Origin of the sequence: Pseudomonas reidholzensis (assembly GCF_900536025.1) — a bacterium.
Taxonomy (GTDB): domain Bacteria; phylum Pseudomonadota; class Gammaproteobacteria; order Pseudomonadales; family Pseudomonadaceae; genus Aquipseudomonas; species Aquipseudomonas reidholzensis.
This window is the reverse complement of record NZ_UNOZ01000007.1, coordinates 114,860-133,784: the sequence shown is the minus strand read 5'-3', so window position 1 is coordinate 133,784 and position 18,925 is coordinate 114,860. Positions and strand designations below refer to the sequence as shown.

Annotated in this window: 16 protein-coding genes; 11 read left to right on the top strand and 5 right to left on the bottom strand. The window is 65.3% G+C overall.

What is annotated here, in order from left to right; translation table 11 throughout:
- Positions 1-12 precede the first annotated feature (12 nt).
- From CCOS865_RS06270 to CCOS865_RS06260, 3 genes are all read right to left on the bottom strand, one after another.
- Positions 13-2,376 (bottom strand): TonB-dependent siderophore receptor, encoded by a 2,364-nt coding sequence (locus CCOS865_RS06270; protein WP_119138957.1) that lies wholly within the window; start codon positions 2,374-2,376, stop codon positions 13-15.
- A 101-nt stretch (positions 2,377-2,477) separates the two neighbouring features.
- Positions 2,478-3,419, bottom strand: a complete 942-nt coding sequence (locus CCOS865_RS06265) for a FecR domain-containing protein (protein WP_244216064.1) — start codon at positions 3,417-3,419, stop codon at positions 2,478-2,480.
- Positions 3,416-3,931: a sigma-70 family RNA polymerase sigma factor gene (locus tag CCOS865_RS06260; RefSeq protein WP_119138953.1), complete on the bottom strand. Its 516-nt coding sequence runs from the start codon at positions 3,929-3,931 to the stop codon at positions 3,416-3,418. Before CCOS865_RS06260 ends, CCOS865_RS06265 begins: the two co-directional genes overlap by 4 nt.
- A gap of 138 nt (positions 3,932-4,069) precedes the next feature.
- Between CCOS865_RS06260 and CCOS865_RS06255 the strand changes: the two genes are divergently transcribed.
- The 5 genes from CCOS865_RS06255 (at position 4,070) to CCOS865_RS06235 (ending at position 11,833) form a co-directional block, all read left to right on the top strand.
- Positions 4,070-7,054 carry an autotransporter outer membrane beta-barrel domain-containing protein gene (locus CCOS865_RS06255; RefSeq protein WP_119138951.1) on the top strand — a complete coding sequence of 995 codons (2,985 nt, stop codon included), beginning with the start codon at positions 4,070-4,072 and terminating at the stop codon, positions 7,052-7,054.
- A 165-nt stretch (positions 7,055-7,219) separates the two neighbouring features.
- Positions 7,220-7,648, top strand: coding sequence for a DUF2231 domain-containing protein (locus CCOS865_RS06250; protein WP_119138949.1), 429 nt, complete (start codon positions 7,220-7,222; stop codon positions 7,646-7,648).
- The gene (locus CCOS865_RS06245) at positions 7,645-8,937 is read left to right on the top strand and encodes a PQQ-dependent sugar dehydrogenase (RefSeq protein WP_119138947.1); all 1,293 of its coding nucleotides are present in this window, start codon (positions 7,645-7,647) and stop codon (positions 8,935-8,937) included. Before CCOS865_RS06250 ends, CCOS865_RS06245 begins: the two co-directional genes overlap by 4 nt.
- Before the next feature lie 413 nt (positions 8,938-9,350).
- Entirely contained in the window at positions 9,351-10,853 is a 1,503-nt protein-coding gene (gene proP / locus CCOS865_RS06240; protein WP_119138945.1) for a glycine betaine/L-proline transporter ProP, read from the top strand.
- 86 nt (positions 10,854-10,939) lie between these two features.
- Positions 10,940-11,833, top strand: a complete 894-nt coding sequence (locus CCOS865_RS06235; RefSeq protein WP_119138943.1) for a PA4780 family RIO1-like protein kinase — start codon at positions 10,940-10,942, stop codon at positions 11,831-11,833.
- Positions 11,834-12,149: 316 nt separating this feature from the next.
- Here CCOS865_RS06235 and CCOS865_RS06230 read toward each other — a convergent pair whose 3' ends face one another.
- Complete coding sequence (locus CCOS865_RS06230; protein ID WP_119138941.1) at positions 12,150-13,178, bottom strand: GlxA family transcriptional regulator; 1,029 nt, start codon at positions 13,176-13,178, stop codon at positions 12,150-12,152.
- Between the two features lie 213 nt (positions 13,179-13,391).
- On the opposite strand from CCOS865_RS06230, the gene CCOS865_RS06225 reads away from it, so the two are divergent.
- The 6 genes from CCOS865_RS06225 (at position 13,392) to CCOS865_RS06200 (ending at position 18,003) form a co-directional block, all read left to right on the top strand.
- Entirely contained in the window at positions 13,392-14,198 is an 807-nt protein-coding gene (locus tag CCOS865_RS06225; RefSeq protein WP_119138939.1) for an amino acid ABC transporter ATP-binding protein, read from the top strand.
- A gap of 8 nt (positions 14,199-14,206) precedes the next feature.
- A complete protein-coding gene (locus CCOS865_RS06220; protein WP_244216063.1) occupies positions 14,207-14,839 on the top strand; it encodes an amino acid ABC transporter permease in 633 nt (210 codons plus the stop codon).
- Entirely contained in the window at positions 14,836-15,492 is a 657-nt protein-coding gene (locus tag CCOS865_RS06215; RefSeq protein WP_119138935.1) for an amino acid ABC transporter permease, read from the top strand. Before CCOS865_RS06220 ends, CCOS865_RS06215 begins: the two co-directional genes overlap by 4 nt.
- Before the next feature lie 22 nt (positions 15,493-15,514).
- Positions 15,515-16,348: a substrate-binding periplasmic protein gene (locus tag CCOS865_RS06210; protein ID WP_119138933.1), complete on the top strand. Its 834-nt coding sequence runs from the start codon at positions 15,515-15,517 to the stop codon at positions 16,346-16,348.
- Positions 16,349-16,391: 43 nt separating this feature from the next.
- Positions 16,392-17,393 (top strand): 4-hydroxyproline epimerase, encoded by a 1,002-nt coding sequence (locus CCOS865_RS06205; protein ID WP_119138931.1) that lies wholly within the window; start codon positions 16,392-16,394, stop codon positions 17,391-17,393.
- Positions 17,394-17,637: 244 nt separating this feature from the next.
- A complete protein-coding gene (locus CCOS865_RS06200; RefSeq protein ID WP_208644498.1) occupies positions 17,638-18,003 on the top strand; it encodes a con-10 family general stress protein in 366 nt (121 codons plus the stop codon).
- A 172-nt stretch (positions 18,004-18,175) separates the two neighbouring features.
- On the opposite strand, the gene CCOS865_RS06195 is transcribed toward CCOS865_RS06200, so the two are convergent.
- On the bottom strand, positions 18,176-18,913 hold the full coding sequence (locus CCOS865_RS06195) for a Crp/Fnr family transcriptional regulator (RefSeq protein ID WP_119138927.1): 738 nt from the start codon (positions 18,911-18,913) through the stop codon (positions 18,176-18,178).
- Between the last annotated feature and the right edge of the window lie 12 nt (positions 18,914-18,925).

The following is an 18,925-nucleotide window of genomic DNA, read 5'->3' as shown; positions in this document are numbered from 1 at the left end:
TCAGTGCCCGACCTACCAGCGGTAGGTGACCGAACCGATCACACTGCGCTCATCGCCGTAGCGGCAGGTGGTGTTGCAGAACAGGTACTTGCGGTCGAACAGGTTCTGCGCCTTGGCCTGCACCTGCCAATGGGCATCGACGTCGTAGCTGACCAGCGCGTCCACCAGGGTGTAGGCGGGGATCTTGCCGTCGTACGCGCTTGGCGTGGTGCGCGTGGTGCCGGTATAGCGGGCGCCCGCGCCAAGGCGTACCTGGTCCAGGCCCAGCGCGCTCAGCCGGTAGCTGGCCCACAGGCTGGCGCTGTGATACGGCACGCCTTCGATGCGCTTGCCGACATTGCTCGCGGTCTGGTCCTCGAGCACGTGGGTGTCGGTATAGGCATAGCCCAGGCTCAACTCGAGCGCGTCCGTGAGGTTGCCCTTGGCTTCCAGCTCAAGGCCCTTGGAGCGAGTCTTGCCGTACTGCACGTAGGTGTTGGTCAGGGTGTCGAGGCTCAGCGAGTTGTCCTGGTCCAACTGGTAGACCGCAGCACTGAACAGCGCTTCGGTGCCCGGCGGCTGGTAGCGCAGGCCGATTTCATACTGCTCGCCTTCGAGCGGCGCAAAGGCATTGCCAAAGGCCGGGTTGCTGACGCTGGCCGGCTGGAACGATTGGCTGTAGCTGACATACGGCGCCAGGCCGTTGTCGGCGAGGTAGACCAGGCCGATGCGGCCGGTGGCTTTCTTGTCGCTGCGGGTGGCGCGGGCGCCGCTGGCAAAGGTGGTGGTGACGCTGTCTGCCCAGTCCTGACGGCCGCCGAGCAACAGTACCCATGTGTCGTCGAAGGTGATCTGGTCCTGCAGGTAGACCCCCATCTGCCGGCTGTGCAGGTCGGAGCCTGAGTCTGCCGCGGTGTTGGCGCCGACCCCGGTGTGCTGCGGGTTGGCCAGGTCCAGTGGTGGCGCCAGCTGGGCGAAGGTTGCACTGATGTAGCGGTGCGAGTCGTAGGTCTTGTGGTAGTAATCCACGCCCAGCAGCAGGTCATGCTGCACCCGGCCCTGGTCGAAGGTCAGGTTGAGGTTGGTGTCGCTGGTCCAGCCGGTCGAGCGTTCTTCACGGGCGCTGTAACGGCGCAACAGTTGGCTGCCGCTCAGCGACACCGGGATCAGGTAGTTCCAGTCGGTGTTGGCCTGGAAGTAGCGCAGGCTGTTGTGCAGGCTCAACTGGTCGTTGAAGCGGTGCTCGAACAGATAACCCAGGGTGTCCATGCGGTTGTTGAAGTGATCGTAGCCCGGCTCGCCGACGAACTGGTTGCGGCCGATCTTGTAGCCAGCGCCGCTGCCGTAGCTGCTCAGCTGGTAGCTCATCGGCGGGGAAAACCCGGTGTAGGTGTCCTGGTGGCTGGCCAGCAGCGTCAGCGAGGTGTCGTCGTCGGGGCGCCAGGTCACGGCCGGGGCGATGTAGCGACGGTCGTCATCGACATGATCGACCTGGGTGCTGCTGTCGCGCCACAGGCCGGTGAGGCGGTAGCTGAACTGGCCCTGGTCGTCGAGCGGGCCAGCGAGGTCGAAGGTGTACTGGCGGCGATCATAGTTGCCCACTTCGACGCCGATTTCGTGCAACGGGGTGGCCGTGGGGCGCTTGCTCACGGTGTTGATCAGGCCGCCTGGCGAGAGTTGGCCGTACAGCACCGAAGACGCCCCCTTGAGCACCTCCACGCGCTCAAGGCCGTACGCCTCGACACTGCCGTCATACGGGTTGGACTGCAGTTTCATGCCATCGCGCAGGATGCCTCCGGTGCCTGCGCCGACATTGAAGCCCCGCAACGTGTAGTCGTCGGCGGCGCGGCTGAAACTGTTCGGTTGGCTGGTGAACCCCGGGGTGTACTTGAGCGCGTCGGAGAGGTTGTCGCTCTTGCGGTCATTCAGTTCGTCACGGGTCACGACAGAGATCGACTGCGGGATCTTTACCAGTTCGGTACGGGTCTTGGTCCCGGCGCTGCTGCTGCGGGCCAGGTAGCCGTCCTGCTGATCCTGCGCCAGCTGGCGGTTGGCGTCGATGCTGGTGGCGTCCAGGGTCAGGCCCGCGCCACTGGCCGCCGCTTGCACACTCAGCGCGCCGCTGGCGGTCACCAGCAGGCTCAGGCCAGTGCCCTCCAGGCTCTGGCGCAAGGCCTCGCGCGCACTGAGCCGGCCCTGCACGGCGGGCGCTCGACGGCCTTCGACGTCGGCCGGAATGAACAGCACCTGGCGGCCGCTCACCTGGCCGATGGCAATCAAACTATCGGCCAGCGGGCCGGCGGCCAGGTTGTAGTCGTGCACGGACTCGGCCGCCACGGCCGAAACGCTGGCCAGGCACGCACTGACCATCAGCGGGAACAGGGTATTTGGATGCATGAAGAACTCGACAAGGTGCTCAGCGGGGCGCGCGTAATGCGCGGTTCTGCCTGGTATGTGACGCGAGCCCGGTTTTTTTTCAGGGGCGCCTGAAAAAATAATCAAGCGAGGTCGATGCGGGTCCACAGGCCCAGGTAGTGATCGACGCGCAGCGGCAGCACATCCTTCAGCGCCGCCAGCGCGGCGAGGCTGTCATCCAGGCTGAACACTCCGGAAATACGCAGCTGCGCAGCCCTCGGCGAAACGCGCAAAACGCCGTGGTGGTAGGGCCTGAGGTGGTCGATGACATCCCCCAGCGTCTGGTCATGCACTTCGAGCAGGCCTTGGGTCCAGCTCCGCTCGTTGGTGTGCCGGGGCGCAATCGCCTGCCAGGCATTGCCGTCGAAGGCCAGCCCCTGGCCGGCGGCGAGGGTCTGGCGATGCTGCGGGGTGCGCAACTCCAGCTCACCGTGCAGGGCCCACAGCTGGGCCTGGTTGCCCTGGCGCGCCATCAGGCACGTGCCGCCCTCGAGCCAGGCTTCACCCCACGGGCAGCTGAGCACGAACAGTCGCTGCGGCTCGCGGTGCACCTCGGCCAGCACCGCGCCACGCAGCAGTTGCACGCGCCGCTGCTGGCTACCAAAGGTCATGTCCACCGCGCTCTCGGCGTTGAGCAGCAGGCGCGAGCCGTCGTCGAGCCGGAATGTTCGGCGTTGTGCCGTGGTGGTGCGCAGGTCGGCGCCCCAGCGCGTGTGCAGCGGGCCGCCGGGCAGCGTCAGCAGTTGCCCGCCGACGGCCAGTGCGCCCAGGCCCAGGGCGCCGCGCAGCAAGCGCCGACGGCTGTGCTCGACACTGCGCAAGGCGTGCGTGGTCGCCTGCTTGTGGGCGAGCGGGGCGAAGGTCCGGTGCAAGTGCTGTTGCAGTGACAGCCAGGCTTCGCGGTGGCTGCCATCGGCCTCGAGCCAGGCTTGCAGCTGCTGCTGCGCCGTGGCGTCGAAGCTGCCCGAGGCTTTGCGCGCGTGCCACTCGATGGCCTCGGCCACCGCCGTAGGCAAACGGCTCAAGACGCCGCCCGGTAGCAGGCGGTGAGCCCTTGCACTACATACTGGTGGACCCGCGTGACGGAAACCCCCAGCTCGTTGGCGATCTGTGCATAGGTCAGGCCGTCGAGCTGGCTGTAGAGAAACGCGGCGCGGGCCTTGGAGGAGAGGCCGTCGAGCAGTCGGTCGATTTCCATCAGTGCTTCCATTACCAGCCAGTGCTCCTGCGGCGAGGGCGCGCAGGGCTCGGGTTCGGCGGCCAGTGCCTCCAGGTAGGCCCGCTCGATATCGCTGCGCCGCCAGCGGGCGAAGATCAGGCGCTTGCCGATGGTGCTCAACAGCGCCCGCGGTTCACGAATGCTCTGCGGGTCGGGCATCGCCACGACCTGGGCGAAGGTCTCGGCCGCCAGGTCGGCGGCGTCTTCGCGGCAACTCAGGCGCAGCCGCAGGCGTTCGAGCAGCCAGCCGTGATGGTCGCCGAACAGGCGGTGCAAGACCTGGCGACGGGATTCGGGAGTGGAGGGGTGACTGACCATCACGACGCGGGGCCTTGGTGAATGACACGTATTCTCAATGGTGGCGATGTTGTGCCGGTATTGCAAGGTTGGCGCCCTCAAACCGTAATATCAGCTGGCCATATTGGGCGACTTTGATTAACCACCCTGGTCGCCCACATGCTCTTCACTCCCCATCGCCTGGCCCTCTGCGTCGCGCTTGCCAGCGCCGCCCTGGCACCTGCCGCACTGGCCAAGAACTACCTGATCGACAGCGCCACCGGCGACACCCTCGAGCTGAAAAAAACCGACACCCTCCAAGTGACCGCCGCAGGCAGCATCGTCGCCACGGCTGACGACGCAGTGATCCTGCCCAAGCACACCAGCGCTGCCACGCTCAGCGTCGACAACGCCGGCACGCTGCGCTCCACCGCTGGCCGTGGCATCGACAGCAAGGATGACGGCGAAGACATCAGTCACTACCGGATCACCAACCGCCAGGGTGCGCTGATCCAGGGCAGCAACGACGGCCTGCGCTTGCAGACCAACCCCAGCGCAGGCGGCACGCTGCTGATCGACAACGCCGGCACCCTCGAGTCCAGTGTCGACGGCCAAGCCATCGACCTCGAGACCCTCGACAACCCGCTGTTCACCACCACCCTGGTCAACCAGGCCAGCGGGGTGATCCACGCGGTTGGCAACGACGCGATCAAGACCGGCTCCAACGCGACCGTTACCAACTACGGGCTGATCTACACCGACACCGCCCCGCAGGATGCCGACGGCCTGGACCAGAAATACGACGGCATCAAGATTGGCGAGTCCACCGGCGTCACCGTGTACAACCACGGCACCATCAGCGCCGACCGCCACGGCATCGACCTGAAGACCGATGCCACGCTCTACAACTACGCCGGCGGGACCATCACCGGCCGTAACGGCTCGGGCTTCGGTTCCGACGGCAGCGGTACCGTGTACAACGACGGCGTCATTACCGGGGCGATCGCCGACGGCAAGCTCAACGGTGATGGCGACGGTGTCGATATCGACCTGATCGGGCATATCTACAACAGCGGCACCATCCAGGGGCTGGGCGCCAAGGGCGTAGACAGTGGCGGCCGGCCGAACAACAGCGAAGGCATCGCCATGGGCGGTGGCACTGTGGTCAACACCGCGAGCGGGGTGATCCGCAGCGTCGACAATGCCATCCTGGTCGACGACGGGGCCGAAGGCGCCGGGGTGGCGGCGACCAGCATCGACAACGCCGGGCGCATCGAAGGCGAGGGTGGGTTCGGTATCAAGCTGATCGGCGACTATGCCGACAGCGTGATCAACCGCGGGCTGATCGCCGGGGGCAATGGTTTGGCGCTGAGCATGGGCGGCGGCGATGACACCCTTGTGGTCGCCACCGGCGGGGTGTTCAACGGGCTGGTCGACGGCGGCGATGGCGTCGACCGGGTGGTCCTCGAGGGCGTCGGCAGCTTCGGCAACAGCGCCAACTTCGAGACCCTGCAGGTGGCCGCAGGCCACTGGACGCTGACCAGCAACGGCGACTTCAGCCAAGGCGGAGAGGTCAGCGACGGCGCCACCCTGATCAACCAGGGCAGCATCCTCGGCGCCTTGCGGGTGGCGCAGGGCGGCACCTACGCCGGCGGCGGCATGGTCGGCGGCCTGGACGTCGAGGGCACGTTGCTGACCAATACCGGGCTGGGCGTGGCCACGGTCAATGGCGATCTCAATCTCGCCAGCGGCGCAACGCTGGTCTATGGCGTCAACGCCGATGGCAGCAGTGCGCCTATCAGCGTCACCGGCAGTGCCAACCTCAACGGCGCCACCTTGCGCGTGCAGCCTACGCCAGGCGAATACCCCTGGCAGAGCCGCTACACCGTGTTGACGGCGGGCGCGGTGACCGGCAGCTTCGCCCAGGTCAGCAGTGACTATGCCTTCCTTACCCCGACACTGACCTACGCGGATACCTCGGTGGCCTTGGGCTACGACCGCAACGACGTGGCCTTCGGCGACTACGCGCGCAGCGGCAATGGCAGTGCCGTGGCCCGCAGCCTGGCCAGCCTGGGCCAGAGCGGCACGCTGTACAACGCGCTACTCGGCACCTCCAGCGCCACCGCAGGCCAGGCCATCGAACAGTTGGCGGGTAGCAGCAGCGCCAACCTTGCAGCCGCCACGTTGAGCGCCAGCGCCCAGGTCGGCGCGACCATGCTCGGTGCCATGCAGTCGATGGGCAGCACAGCGGGCCTGTTGGTGGGCCTGGAGGGGGCCGAAGGGCCTGTGTTGGCCGCCACCGGGGTACCGCCGGCGGCGCGCAACCTCAACGACCCGGACGCACAGGGGCGGTTGTGGCTGCAGGCGCTCGGCAGCTACGGCAAGGTCGACGCCAGCCACGCCAGCGACAGCCTCGAGCAGCGCACCGGCGGCGCGGTGCTGGGGCTGGACTGGGCGTTGCCGGGGGAGTGGCGCCTCGGGGTATTGGGTGGCTACTCGCGCACCCGCCTGGACGCCAGCGGCCTGGACGGCAAGGTCGGCAGCTGGCATGCCGGCGTGTACGCCCTGCGCCAAAGCGGCCCATTGGCCGTGCGCCTCGGTGCGGCGTACAGCCGCCATGACGGCGACAGCACCCGGCGGGTCAGCTTCGACACCTTCAACGAGCGCCTCAAGGGCACCTACGATGCCGACAGCCAGCAGGCGTTCGTCGAGCTGGGTTATGCGCTGGGCAGTGGCCGCTTGAGCGCCGAGCCGTTCGCCAACCTCGGTTACCAGCGCTACCACCGCGACAGCTACCGCGAAAGCGGCGGTGATGCTGCCCTGGCCGTGGACGCCGATACCCAGGACAATTTTTCCAGCACCTTCGGCACGCGCCTGGCGTACCTGGGCCAACTGGGCAATGGCATGAGCCTGACCCCACGCGCAAGCCTGGGCTGGCGCCACACCTATGGCACGCTGGATACCCAGACACGCCAGGCGTTTCTGGCCGGCGGCGATGCCTTCAGCGTCGAGGGCAGTGCCCTGGACCGCGACAGCCTGCTGGTCGAGGCAGGGCTGGACCTGGGCCTCAGCGCGCGGCAGTCGGTGGGGCTGGGGTACAGCGCAGAGCTGGGCAGCAACAGCCGCAACCATGCGCTGATGGGGCAGTGGCAGATGAAGTTCTAGGCCTGCCTTCAGGGTAAGGGGCCGCGGTGCGGCCCTTTCGCAGCAAGGTGGCGCGCTGATCCGAGTGAACTAACCGGCGCGCCCCAGGCTCCTTGTCTTGCACACCCTGCGCGCAAGGAGCCGCGCAGCGCACCCTCCCGGATCGTTGAATGAAAAGGAGCCGCCGTGACCGTTAACCATCCAACCCTCTACCGCTGCACGCCAGGGCCGCTGCATGCGACCTTGCTGGCGGGTACCGTGCCACTGTTTCTCGGCGGCTTGCTGAGCGACATCGCCTACTTCAAGAGCTACCAGATCCAGTGGAGCAACTTCGCCGCGTGGCTGATCGCCGGCGGCCTGCTGTTCTGTGGGCTGGCGCTGCTGTTTGCGCTGGTCAACCTGATCCGCGCCGAGCGCAAGCGCGGGCACCCGCTGCTGTATTTCGGGCTGCTGCTGGTGACCTGGGGGCTCGGCCTGGTCAACGCCTTCGAACACGCCAAGGACGCCTGGGCGGTGATGCCGTCCGGCCTGGTGCTGTCGGTGATCGTCACCCTGCTGGCCATGATCGCGACCTGGGTCGGCCTGACCAACCTGCGATCGGGAGGTGTGCAATGAGCCGGCTACCCGCACTGAGCGTCTTGAGCATGGCACTGTTGTTGAGCGCTTGCGGTGGCGAAGGCGATGCCAAGCAAACCTACGGCGCCGAGCCGAAACTGCCCGACCCGCAACGCGGGCTGCTGCCAAGCATGAAGATCGCCGAGCCGTCGGCCTGGGGCGAGCAGAAACCCACCGTGCCGCAGGGCTACAGCGTCACGGCGATTGCGACTGATCTGCGGATCCCGCGGCAGACCCTGGTCTTGCCCAACGGCGACATCATCGTTGCCGAAGGCCGAGGGGGGAGCGCCGCCAAGCTCAAGCCCAAGGACGTCATCGCCAGTTCGATCAAGGCCAAGGGCAACACCCAGGTCAAGGGTGGCAATCGCCTGACCTTGCTGCGCGACGCCGATGGCGACGGCCAGTACGAGCTGAAGACGGTGTTTGCCGAAAACCTCAATGCGCCCTACGGCCTGGCCTTCGCTGACGGCAAGCTGTACGTGGCCAACCAGGATGCGCTGGTGCGTTTCGACTACGCCGAGGGCCAGACCAAGGCCAGCGGCGCGCCGGTCAAGCTCACTGACCTGCCCGCCGAGATCAACCATCACTGGACCAAGTCGCTGACGCTGAGCGCCGATGGGCGCTTCCTGTATGTCGGCATTGGCTCCAACAGCAACATCACCGAGCGCGGCATGGAGGCCGAGATCGACCGCGCCATGGTCTGGCAGATCGATGCCCAGACCGGCGCGCACAAGCCCTATGCGACCGGCCTGCGCAACCCCACGGCGTTGACCGTGCAGCCGGAGACCGGGCAGTTGTGGGCGGTGGTCAACGAACGCGACGAGCTTGGGCCAGACCTGGTCCCTGATTACCTGACGTCGGTGAAGGAGGGCGGGTTCTATGGCTGGCCATACAGCTATTGGGGCCAGAACGTCGATTCACGGGCACAGCCGCAGAACCCGCAGAAGGTGGCCAGCGCGATCAAGCCGGATTACAGCCTTGGCTCGCATGTGGCGGCGTTGGGCGTCGACTTTTCGGTCGCGGCGATGGGGGAGCAGTTTGCCAATGGGGTTTTCGTGGGCGAGCACGGCAGTTGGAATCGGCCTGATCCGGTGGGCTACAAGGTCGTCTTCGTGCCGTTCAGCGGGGGGAGACCGGCGGGCGAGCCGATTGATTTTGCCACGGGCTTCCGGGGTGACGACGGCAAGACTCGGGGGCGGCCGGTGGGGGTTACGGTGGATCCGCGTGGGGCGTTGATCATTGCCGATGACCTGGCCAATACCGTGTGGCGGGTGACGCGCAATCGGTAGAGCTACTGGGCCTTATCGCGGGGCACGTCGCCTCGCGATAAGGCCCTGCGGTTAGTGCAACCTGTTCCGGGCGATCTCGATGTCGTCCATGAAAGAGGGCTGAAGGTGTTAGCTTTGGACCGTATCATGGCCGCCAGGCGCTAGCCACAGGCTTCTCGGGCGCCCTCAAGATCGAGCGCCGCCCGCGCGGCGCTCGATCTTGAGGGCGCCCGAGAAGCCTGTGGCTAGCACTTCGCGATGCGCCGCGCGAATCCCCAAAGCCCCGCCAAATCCTGTGCCCAGCGCACCCCCACCACGCAAATTTCATTTAGTGGTGAATTTTTTCGTATCCCTTTGTATCTGATCCCTTAGAACCCTGGCCACCAAAACGATGGCAGCCAGGTCGAGGACACGTCAGATACCGAGTGACAGCTATGAAATCACGCAAGAAAAGCGTCAAGCCGATCGGCCTGAAAGACATCACCATCGTCGACGATGCCAAGATGCGCAAGGCGATCACCGCGGCGGCGCTGGGCAATGCCATGGAATGGTTCGACTTTGGCGTCTACGGCTTCGTCGCCTATGTACTGGGCAAGGTGTTCTTCCCCGGCGCCGACCCCAGCGTGCAGATGATCGCCGCGCTGGGCACGTTCTCTGTGCCGTTCCTGATCCGGCCGCTGGGCGGGCTGTTCTTCGGCGCCCTCGGTGACCGTTACGGGCGCCAGAAGGTGCTCGCCGCCACCATCGTCATCATGTCGCTGAGCACCTTTGCCATCGGCCTGATCCCGTCCTATGCCTCGATCGGCATCTGGGCACCCATCCTGCTGTTGCTGTGCAAGATGGCCCAGGGCTTCTCGGTCGGTGGCGAATACACCGGCGCCTCGATCTTCGTCGCCGAGTACGCGCCAGACCGCAAGCGCGGCTTCCTCGGCAGCTGGCTGGACTTCGGCTCGATTGCCGGTTTCGTCTTCGGCGCGGGCCTGGTGGTGTGCATCTCGGCCACCGTCGGCGAGGAGAAGTTCCTCGAGTGGGGCTGGCGCCTGCCGTTCCTGCTGGCCTTGCCGCTGGGCATCATCGGCCTCTACCTGCGCCACGCGCTGGAAGAGACGCCTGCCTTCCAGCAGCATGTCGAAAAGCTCGAACAGGGTGATCGCGAAGGCCTGGCGTCGGGCCCCAAGGTGTCCTTCAAGGAAGTCGCCACCCAGCACTGGCGCAGCCTGCTGACCTGCATCGGCGTGGTCATCGCGACCAACGTCACCTATTACATGCTGCTCACCTACATGCCCAGCTACCTCTCGCACAACCTGCACTACAGCGAAAGCCGCGGCGTGCTGATCATCATCGCGATCATGGTCGGCATGCTCTTCGTGCAACCGGTCATCGGATTGTTGAGCGACAAGTTCGGCCGCCGGCCATTCATCATCTGCGGCAGCGTCGGCCTGCTGATCATGGCCATACCGGCCTTCATGATGATCAACAGTGGCGTGCTCGGGGTGATCTTTGCCGGCCTGCTGGTACTGGCGATCCTGCTCAACTTCTTCATCGGCGTGATGGCCTCGACGCTGCCGGCGATGTTCCCGACCCATATCCGCTACAGCGCGCTGGCCAGTGCCTTCAACATTTCCGTGCTGATCGCCGGCCTGACCCCGACCATCGCCGCCTGGCTGGTGGAAAGCACCAATGACCTGTACATGCCGGCCTACTACCTGATGGTCATCGCCCTGATCGGCCTGGTAACCGGCGTGACCATGAAGGAAACCGCCAACCAGCCCCTGCGCGGCGCGGCCCCGGCAGCGTCGGACCTGGAAGAGGCGCGCGAGCTGCTGCAGGAGCACCATGACAATATCGAGCACAAGATCGAGGATATCGACCAGCAGATCGCCGAGCTGGAAGCCAAACGTCAGCATTTGGTACAACAACATCCGCGCATCGATTAGCGCCCGAGCGAGCAAGTCGGATCAGGCTGTGAGAGGATGGGCGGCAAACCATGTGTCTGGCAGAACAGGACCCAGAATTAAACCTGATGAAGACTCCAAAACGGATAGAACCGCTGATTGAAGACGGGCTCGTCGACGAAGTGCTACGGCCCCTGATGAGCGGTAAGGAAGCAGCGGTCTACGTGGTGCGCTGCGGTACCCAGGTGCGCTGCGCCAAGGTCTACAAAGAGGCCAACAAACGCAGTTTCCGCCAGGCTGCCGAGTACCAGGAAGGGCGCAAGGTGCGCAACAGCCGTCAGGCCCGGGCCATGGCCAAGGGCTCCAAGTACGGCCGCAAGGAAGCCGAGGATGCCTGGCAGAACGCCGAAGTGGCGGCGTTGTTCCGCCTGGCCGGCGCGGGCGTGAGGGTGCCCAAGCCGTTCGACTTCCAGGACGGTGTGCTGCTGATGGAACTGGTCGTGGACGAGGACGGCAACGCCGCGCCGCGCCTGAACGACGTCCACCTGGAGCCGGAGCAGGCGCGCGAGTACCACGCGTTCGTGATTCGCCAGATCGTGCTGATGCTCTGCGCCGGCCTGGTGCATGGCGACCTGTCGGAGTTCAACGTGCTGCTCGGCCCGGACGGCCCGGTAATCATCGACCTGCCGCAGGCGGTGGATGCGGCGGCGAACAACCATGCGTTCAGCATGCTCGATCGCGACGTGGCGAACATGAGCGGGTATTTCGGCCGCTTTGCCCCTGAGCTCAGGGAGACCCGCTATGCGCGGGAGATGTGGTCGCTGTTCGAGGCCGGTGAGCTGTTGCCGGATACGCCGTTGACCGGCGAGTTCATGGATGACGACCACGACGCCGATGTTGGCGGGGTGTTGCGCGAGATCGAAGCGGCGCGTATCGACGATGAACGTCGGCGTGCGGCGCGTGATGATCTGGAGCGTGGCCCGGTCAAAGGCGAAGAGCCGCCTCCGCCTTGGATGCAGTAAGGCTTCTGCCGATGTTCGCTTGACATCCTGGGGCCGCTTCGCGGCCCTTTCGCGACACAAGGCCGCTCCCACAAGTACGGCGGGGTGTCTGGGGGAGATAGCCCAGCATTCAAGGCCGCGGCTTAGGACAGGATTTAGCAACGCCGCCTAAGCCTGTGGAAGCGGCCTTGTGTCGCGAAAGGGGCGCAAAGCGCCCCCAACAATCGCGAAGTCGCCACTGTTACAACGGTCAACTACCAGGACCCCGGGTGGTCGCAGACCGCACGGTCGACAGCCACATCAAGAACCTGCTTCCGCAAGCTGACCCTGCTGACCCTCAGAGCATGCCCAACTGCACATGGGTCTCGCGCAGCCGCGCCGGGGTCACGTCGAACTCGCGCTTGAACCAGTGGATCATGTGCGAGCTGTCGGTAAAGCCGCACTCATAGGCGATCTGGGTGATCGAGCGGCTGCTGTTGAGCACCATCCAATGCGCCGCCTTCAGCCGCAGCCGGCGCCAGTAGTCGGCGGGGGTGGCGCGCAGGTGTTTCTTGAACAGCCGGGTCAGCTCACGCTCGGTGGCCCCGACCTGGCTGGCCAGGACCGCGATGGTGCAGGTCTCGAACAGTCGCTGGCGCATCAAACCCACCGCATTCACCACCCGCGCATCCAGGCAGCGCAGGGCGTTGCCGGAGTCGTCGCGCAGCGCCTGCATCTGGTCCAGGCCGCGGTTCGACAGCACATAGTGCAGCACCTTGTCCGCCCGTGAGCGGCCGCAATGCTCGGCCACCAGGTGGGTCGCCAGGTTGATCGCGGCCAGGCCCCCCGGGCAGGTAATGAAGCCACCGTCGGTGACCACCGGTACATCCGTGACGGTGATGACCTTCGGGTGCACCTGCTTGAACGCGGCCTCCATGGAAAACTGCACCGCGCAGCGGCGGCCGTCGAGCAGCCCCAGCTCGGCCAGGACGAATGTCCCGGTGCACAGCCCGATCACCGGCACATCGGCGCGCACCGCCTGGCGAATGTAGTCGTACAGCTCGGGCGGAAACGGCCGCTGGGTCTGCACGATGCCGCCGTGCACGACGATGTAGTCGTACTCGGTCGGGTCGCCGAACTGGCGGGTGGGCAGTACCGGAAAACCGCAGCTGGAGATGATCGGCGCATCGTCATGCGACAGCAATTCCCAGGCGCAGTAGATCTTGCGGCTGAAATCGCGCTCGTCCGCCGCCAGCCGCAAGCAGTCGACGAAGCAGCCGAGCGACAGAAAGGTGAAGTCGGGCGTCGCGACGATGCCCACCTTGAGCGGAGTGACGGCATCCGGTGGCGGTTTCAGGGGTTCGAGAAACGAATAATCGGCACGCATGGGGCGGGTCACTCCGTCGGGTATTTTCGTACCGCGTTTTGACCGAATCCTACAATCGCACGCTGTCATTTGTCACTAGAGTGGCTCTGTCGCAAAGGCAGATCCAGCGCGTACAACGTCACCCACTCACGTCAACAGATTCAAGTAAATCTAATAAAAACAATAGGTTGCAGTATCGAACACCTGCCTCTAAAAATACAAAGGGTGTAGCACATGGTGCAAACAATACTGAAAAGTGTGGTCACTGACGGCCTCCCCGAGCGTCAGCGCAACAATGTCCTGGTGGATATCCAGGGCCTGGGCAAAGACTACGGTGACACCACCGTTCTCAACGACATCAACCTCAGCGTCAACAAAGGCGAAGTAATCGCCATCATCGGCCCCAGCGGCTCGGGCAAGAGCACCTTGCTGCGTTGCGTCAACCTCCTTGATCCACCCACCCGCGGCACCTTGCGCGTCGGCGACACCTGCATCGATGCCAGCCAGGTCATCAGCAGCCGGCAGACCCTGGAACTGCGCCGGCCGATCGGCATGGTGTTCCAGTCATTCAACCTGTTCCCGCACCTGTCGGTGCTGCGCAACGTGAGCATCGCCCAGGAGCGGGTGCTCAAACGCGATCGCAAGCAGGCCGATGAAGTCTCGCGTCAGTTGCTCGACCGTGTCGGCCTGCTGAACAAGGCCGACCAGTACCCCTCGCGCTGTTCCGGTGGGCAGCAGCAACGTATCGCCATCGCCCGTGCACTGGCCCTGGAACCGAGCCTGATGCTGTTCGACGAGCCGACCTCGGCACTCGACCCGGAGCTCGGCCTGGAAGTGCTCAACGTCATGCAGGAGTTGGCCACCCAAGGCATGACGATGATCGTCGTGACCCATGAGATGCACTTCGCCGAGAGCGTCTCCGACCGGGTGCTGATCATGGCCGATGGCCGGGTCATCGAAGAGGGCCGCAGCCAGCAAGTCATGCGCAAGCCGCAGAGCGAACGCGCGCAACGTTTCCTCAGCGCGGTGATGAACCGATGACCGGCGACATGCTCCTCGCCATCCTTGGCGGCATCCAGTGGACGGTGCTGCTCACCCTGACCTCGCTGGCGATCGGCGTGCTGCTCGGCGCCGGGCTGTGTGCCATGCGCACCTCGGGCATCCGCCTGCTCGACCTGACCGCCTGTGGGCTGATCCTCGGCTTGCGTGCGGTGCCGCCGATCGTCTGGCTGTTCCTGATCTTCTTCGGTGTCGGCAGCGGCATCGTCCAGGTCAGCGCATTCCAGGCAGCCGCTGTCGGGCTGGGGCTGATCACAGCGGCGAACATGGCCGAGATCTTCCGTGGCGCGCTGGCGGCGGTGCATCGCGGTCAATGGGAAGCGGCCCGGGCGCTGAGCCTGCCGGCGCGTTGGCGGATGCTCGACGTCATCGCCCCGCAGTTGCTGCGGGTGTCCTTGCCGTCGATCGCCAGCTACGCCATCGGCCTGCTCAAGGACACCGCGATCGCCTCGACCCTCGGCGTGCCGGAGATCGCCTTCCAGGCGACCCACGTCTCGCAGATGACCTTCCAGGGCCTGGCGACCTTCGCTTTTGCCGGCTGCCTGTACATCGCCCTGAGCATTCCGGTGGCCTGGGCCAGCCGCTGGGCCGATCAACGCATGCGCTCGAGGGTGGCACGATGAACGAGACCTTTGCCTTCTGGCAGCAGACGCTGCCGTCACTGTTGGATGGCTTCTATCTGTCGTTGCAGGTCACCGGCGCATCGCTGCTGCTGGGCATCCCGCTGGGTCTGCTGCTGGCCCTGGGGTTGCGCAGCCGGCAACTGCTGTTGAGGGCGCCGTTGCTGGCGTTGATCGAAGTCGGCCGGGGTGCCTCGGTGATCGTCCTGCTGCAGTTCGTCTACTTCGGCATGCCGACGGCCGGGTTCACCTTCAGCGCCTTCGTCTCGGTGACCATCGCCTTTACCTGGTGCACGGCGGCCTACACCAGCGAGATCCTCCGCGCGGGGATGGAAGCGGTACCGCAAGGCCAGCGTGAGGCCGCCCAGGCACTGCGCCTGAATGGCCTCGACACGCTGCGCCTGATCATCCTGCCGCAGGGCCTGCCGATCTCGATTCCGGCATTGCTCGGCTTCGCCATCCTGATGCTCCAGGCCTCGTCACTGGCCTTCGTGGTGGCGCTGCCAGAGGTGATGAGCAAGGCCCAACTGGTGGGCTCCAACACCTTCCAGTACATGCCGATCTTCATCCTGGTCGCCTTGATGTTCGCCGCCATCTGCATCCCCGCCACCGTTGTGGTGGGGCACCTCGAGCGGCGCCTCAGCCGCCATTTCTGATCCCACGAACGGAGTGACACCCATGCGTATCATCAGCCAGTTTCGTCTCGCCCTGTTCAGCACCGCGTGCCTGCTCGCAGGCCATGCCCTTGGCGCCGAAAGCTGCACGCCGAGCGCGCAGTTCAAGACCATCAAGCCCGGCAGCCTCACCGTTGCCGTCTACAACTACCCGCCGTTCACTACCGTGGCCGGCCCCAACGACATCGGCGGCGTCGACACCGACGTGGTGCGCGAGATCGCCCGGCGCAATTGCCTGACCGTGGTGCCGGTGATCGTCGACCCCTCGGCGGTGATCCAGAACGTGCTCAGCCAGAAGGTCGACCTGGGCATCGGTGACTGGTTCCGCACCGCCGAGCGGGCCAAGGTGCTGGGCATGTCGTGGCCGCTGTACGTCGACCAGATGGCGTTCTACTCGCGTGAGGGCTTCAGCGAAGTCGGCCAGCTCAACGGCAAGCGCGTCGGCGCGGTCTCGGGCTTTCTCTATGCCGGGCAGATCCAGGCCAGCCTGGACAGCCAGGTGGTGCTCTACCCCAATCCGGTCGGCCTGGCCCAGGACCTCGCCGCAGGCCGTCTCGACGTTGCCGTGGACAGCTACGGCACGGGCAAGTACGCCCAGAGCAAGGGCGCCTACCAGGGCATCCAGATCGAGATCGCCAAGCCTGACGCACGGGTGCCGGTGTCGGTCGAGCCCGCGCAGATCGCCTTGCTCTACCACATGAACAAGCCCGAGCTCGGCGCCGCCCTGGACGCGGCAATCAGGCAGCTGCATGCCGAAGGCAAGATCGCCGAGATCCTGCAGAGCAACGGTTTGGCCGCCAGCGGCGCCGACACCGGCGAACCGCGCCTGATCAAGTAAGTCACCCACCGCCCTGTACACACCGCAAAAGGACTGAAAACCCATGGCTCGCAATGTCTTCTTCTGCATCGATTCCCATGCTTGCGCCAACCCGGTTCGCGTCGTCGCCGGGGGTGGCCCGCTGTTGCCCAACGTGCCCATGGCCGAAAAGCGCATGCTGTTTCTTGAGAAACACGATTGGGTGCGCCATGCGCTGATGTTCGAACCGCGTGGCCATGACGCCATGTCCGGCTCCATCCTGTACCCGTCGCACCGCGAGGACTGCGATGTCGGCGTGCTGTTCATCGAGGTCAGCGGCTGCCTGCCGATGTGTGGCGCGGGCACGGTCGGCACGGTCACCGTGGCCATCGAAGAAGGGCTGGTGGTGCCCAAGGTGGAGGGCCGCCTGGCCCTGGAGACGCCGGCTGGGCGGGTCGATATCGAGTACAAGAAGAACGGCGCGTTCGTCGAGGAAGTGCGCCTGTTCAACGTCAACAGCTACCTGCATGACCAGGACATCGAACTCGAGGTGCCTGGCATCGGCACACTGACCGTCGACCTGTCGTACGGCGGCAACTACTACATCATCGTCGAGCCGCAGGACAACTACCCCGGCCTGGACGGGCTCAAGGCCGATGACCTGGTGCGCATGAGCCACGCGGTGCGCGAGGCGGCGCAGAAGAAGCTCAACCCGGTGCATCCCGAAGACGAGCGGATCCGTGGGGTCAAGCATGTGATGTGGTGCGACAAGCCCAAGTCGCCGGGCGCCAGTGCGCGTAACGCGGTGTTCTACGGCGACAAGGCCATCGACCGTTCGCCGTGCGGCACCGGCTCATCGGCGCGGGTGGCCCAGTTGGTGGCGCGTGGGCGGTTGGCGATTGGCGAGACCTTCATCCATGAAAGCATCACCGGCACCACCTTCAACTGCCGGGCGGAGGAGGCCACCCAGGTCGGCCGCTACCCGGCGGTGCGGCCGAGTGTGGCGGGCTGGGCGCGGGTGATCGGCTACAACACGATCATCGTCGATGACCGTGATCCGCTGGCGCATGGCTTTCAGATTGCCTGAGGCATGACGGCTGACGGGTGACTGCAGCGGCCTGTACGCCGGCGCAGTCACCCTCGTGTCACATCCCAGGAGCTGACTGGCGCGCTTGCCCATCGAGCCAGTATTTCGTACGCAAGAGGCCGGGCGCGGCGGCATTTGCGGCCTTTCGTCTGCGCGGATGAATATAAATAGGATTAGCTCGATCGTGGGTGAGTCTCAGATGTACACACAGATTCATCTGTGTCACTCAACGAGGTAGACCATCATGGCTGGTAATCAAGGCAATAAAGGTGGCGACATGGGCAAAGGCGCCCAAGGCAATCAAGGCGATCACGCCCAGGACCAGGACAAGGCGTCCCAGGCTGGACGCCAAGGTGGCCAGATGTCCGAAGGTGGCATGGCCAATGATCCGCAGCGCAAGCCCGACATGGACAAGCAAGGCGGGCAGAAGTCTGGTGGTGACTGGGCCAAGGACACCGATCGTGCTGGCGAAGCCGGTCGTCAAGGTGGCCAAGGCCAAGGGGCAGGCGGCGGTATGGCCGACGACCCTGCGCAAACCACCCAGCGTGATCGCGATGCGGGCCAGCACGGCACTGCCGACCGCAACATGCGAAAAGACGACGAGCGTTAATCTGCCAAGGCATCGACCGGGGCGCTGCGCGCTCCGGTCGACTCGACTGGATGAGACCTCTTGGCAGGCTGGCCCGCTCCTGCGGGGTGTGTGTCGGGTACAGTTGATGTGCCCGACAGGGGCCCCGCAGGGGCTGGCCAGCCTGCCAAGAGGCGCTTTCTGACGCGCGGGATCAGTCCTCTTGCTGGCCGGTCGGCGTACGCAGCGGCAAGTAAGGCAGCAACCGCTCGGTCTCCCTCCTCACCACTTCATAGCACTCACAACTGAGCGCCTCGAGCCGCTTCCTGTCGAGCACCTTGATGTGCCCACGGCTGTACTCGATGATCCCCAGCCGCTGCAGCTTGCCTGCCGCATCGGTAACCCCCTCGCGACGTACCCCGAGCATGTTGGCGATCAGCTCCTGGGTCATGCGCACGTGGTCGCTCTGCAGCCGGTCGAGCGACAGCAGCAGCCAGCGACAGAGTTGCTGGTCGATCGAGTGATGGCGATTGCACACCGCGGTCTGGGCCATCTGGGTAATCAGCGCCTGGGTGTAGCGCAGCATCAATACCAACAGTTCGCCATGGCGATTGAACTCGTCCTTCAAACGCTGCCCGGGCAGGCGATAGGCATGCCCGGCGCTTTGCACGATGGCCCGGCTGGGTGTGCTTTCACCGCCCATGAACACGGCAATGCCGACCAGGCCTTCGTTGCCCACCACCGAGATCTCGGCCGACGCGCCGTTTTCCATCACGTACAGCAGTGAAATGATCGAGTCGGTCGGGAAGTAGACATGGCGCAGGGCATCGCCGGACTCATACAGCGCTTTGCCCAAGGGCAGGGTCACCAGCTCGAGGTCGCCCTTCAGGCGCTCGAACGCCTGCTCGGGCAACGCGGCCAGCAGATGATTGTGGCGCGGCGTCAATGGCATGGTTCTCCCACC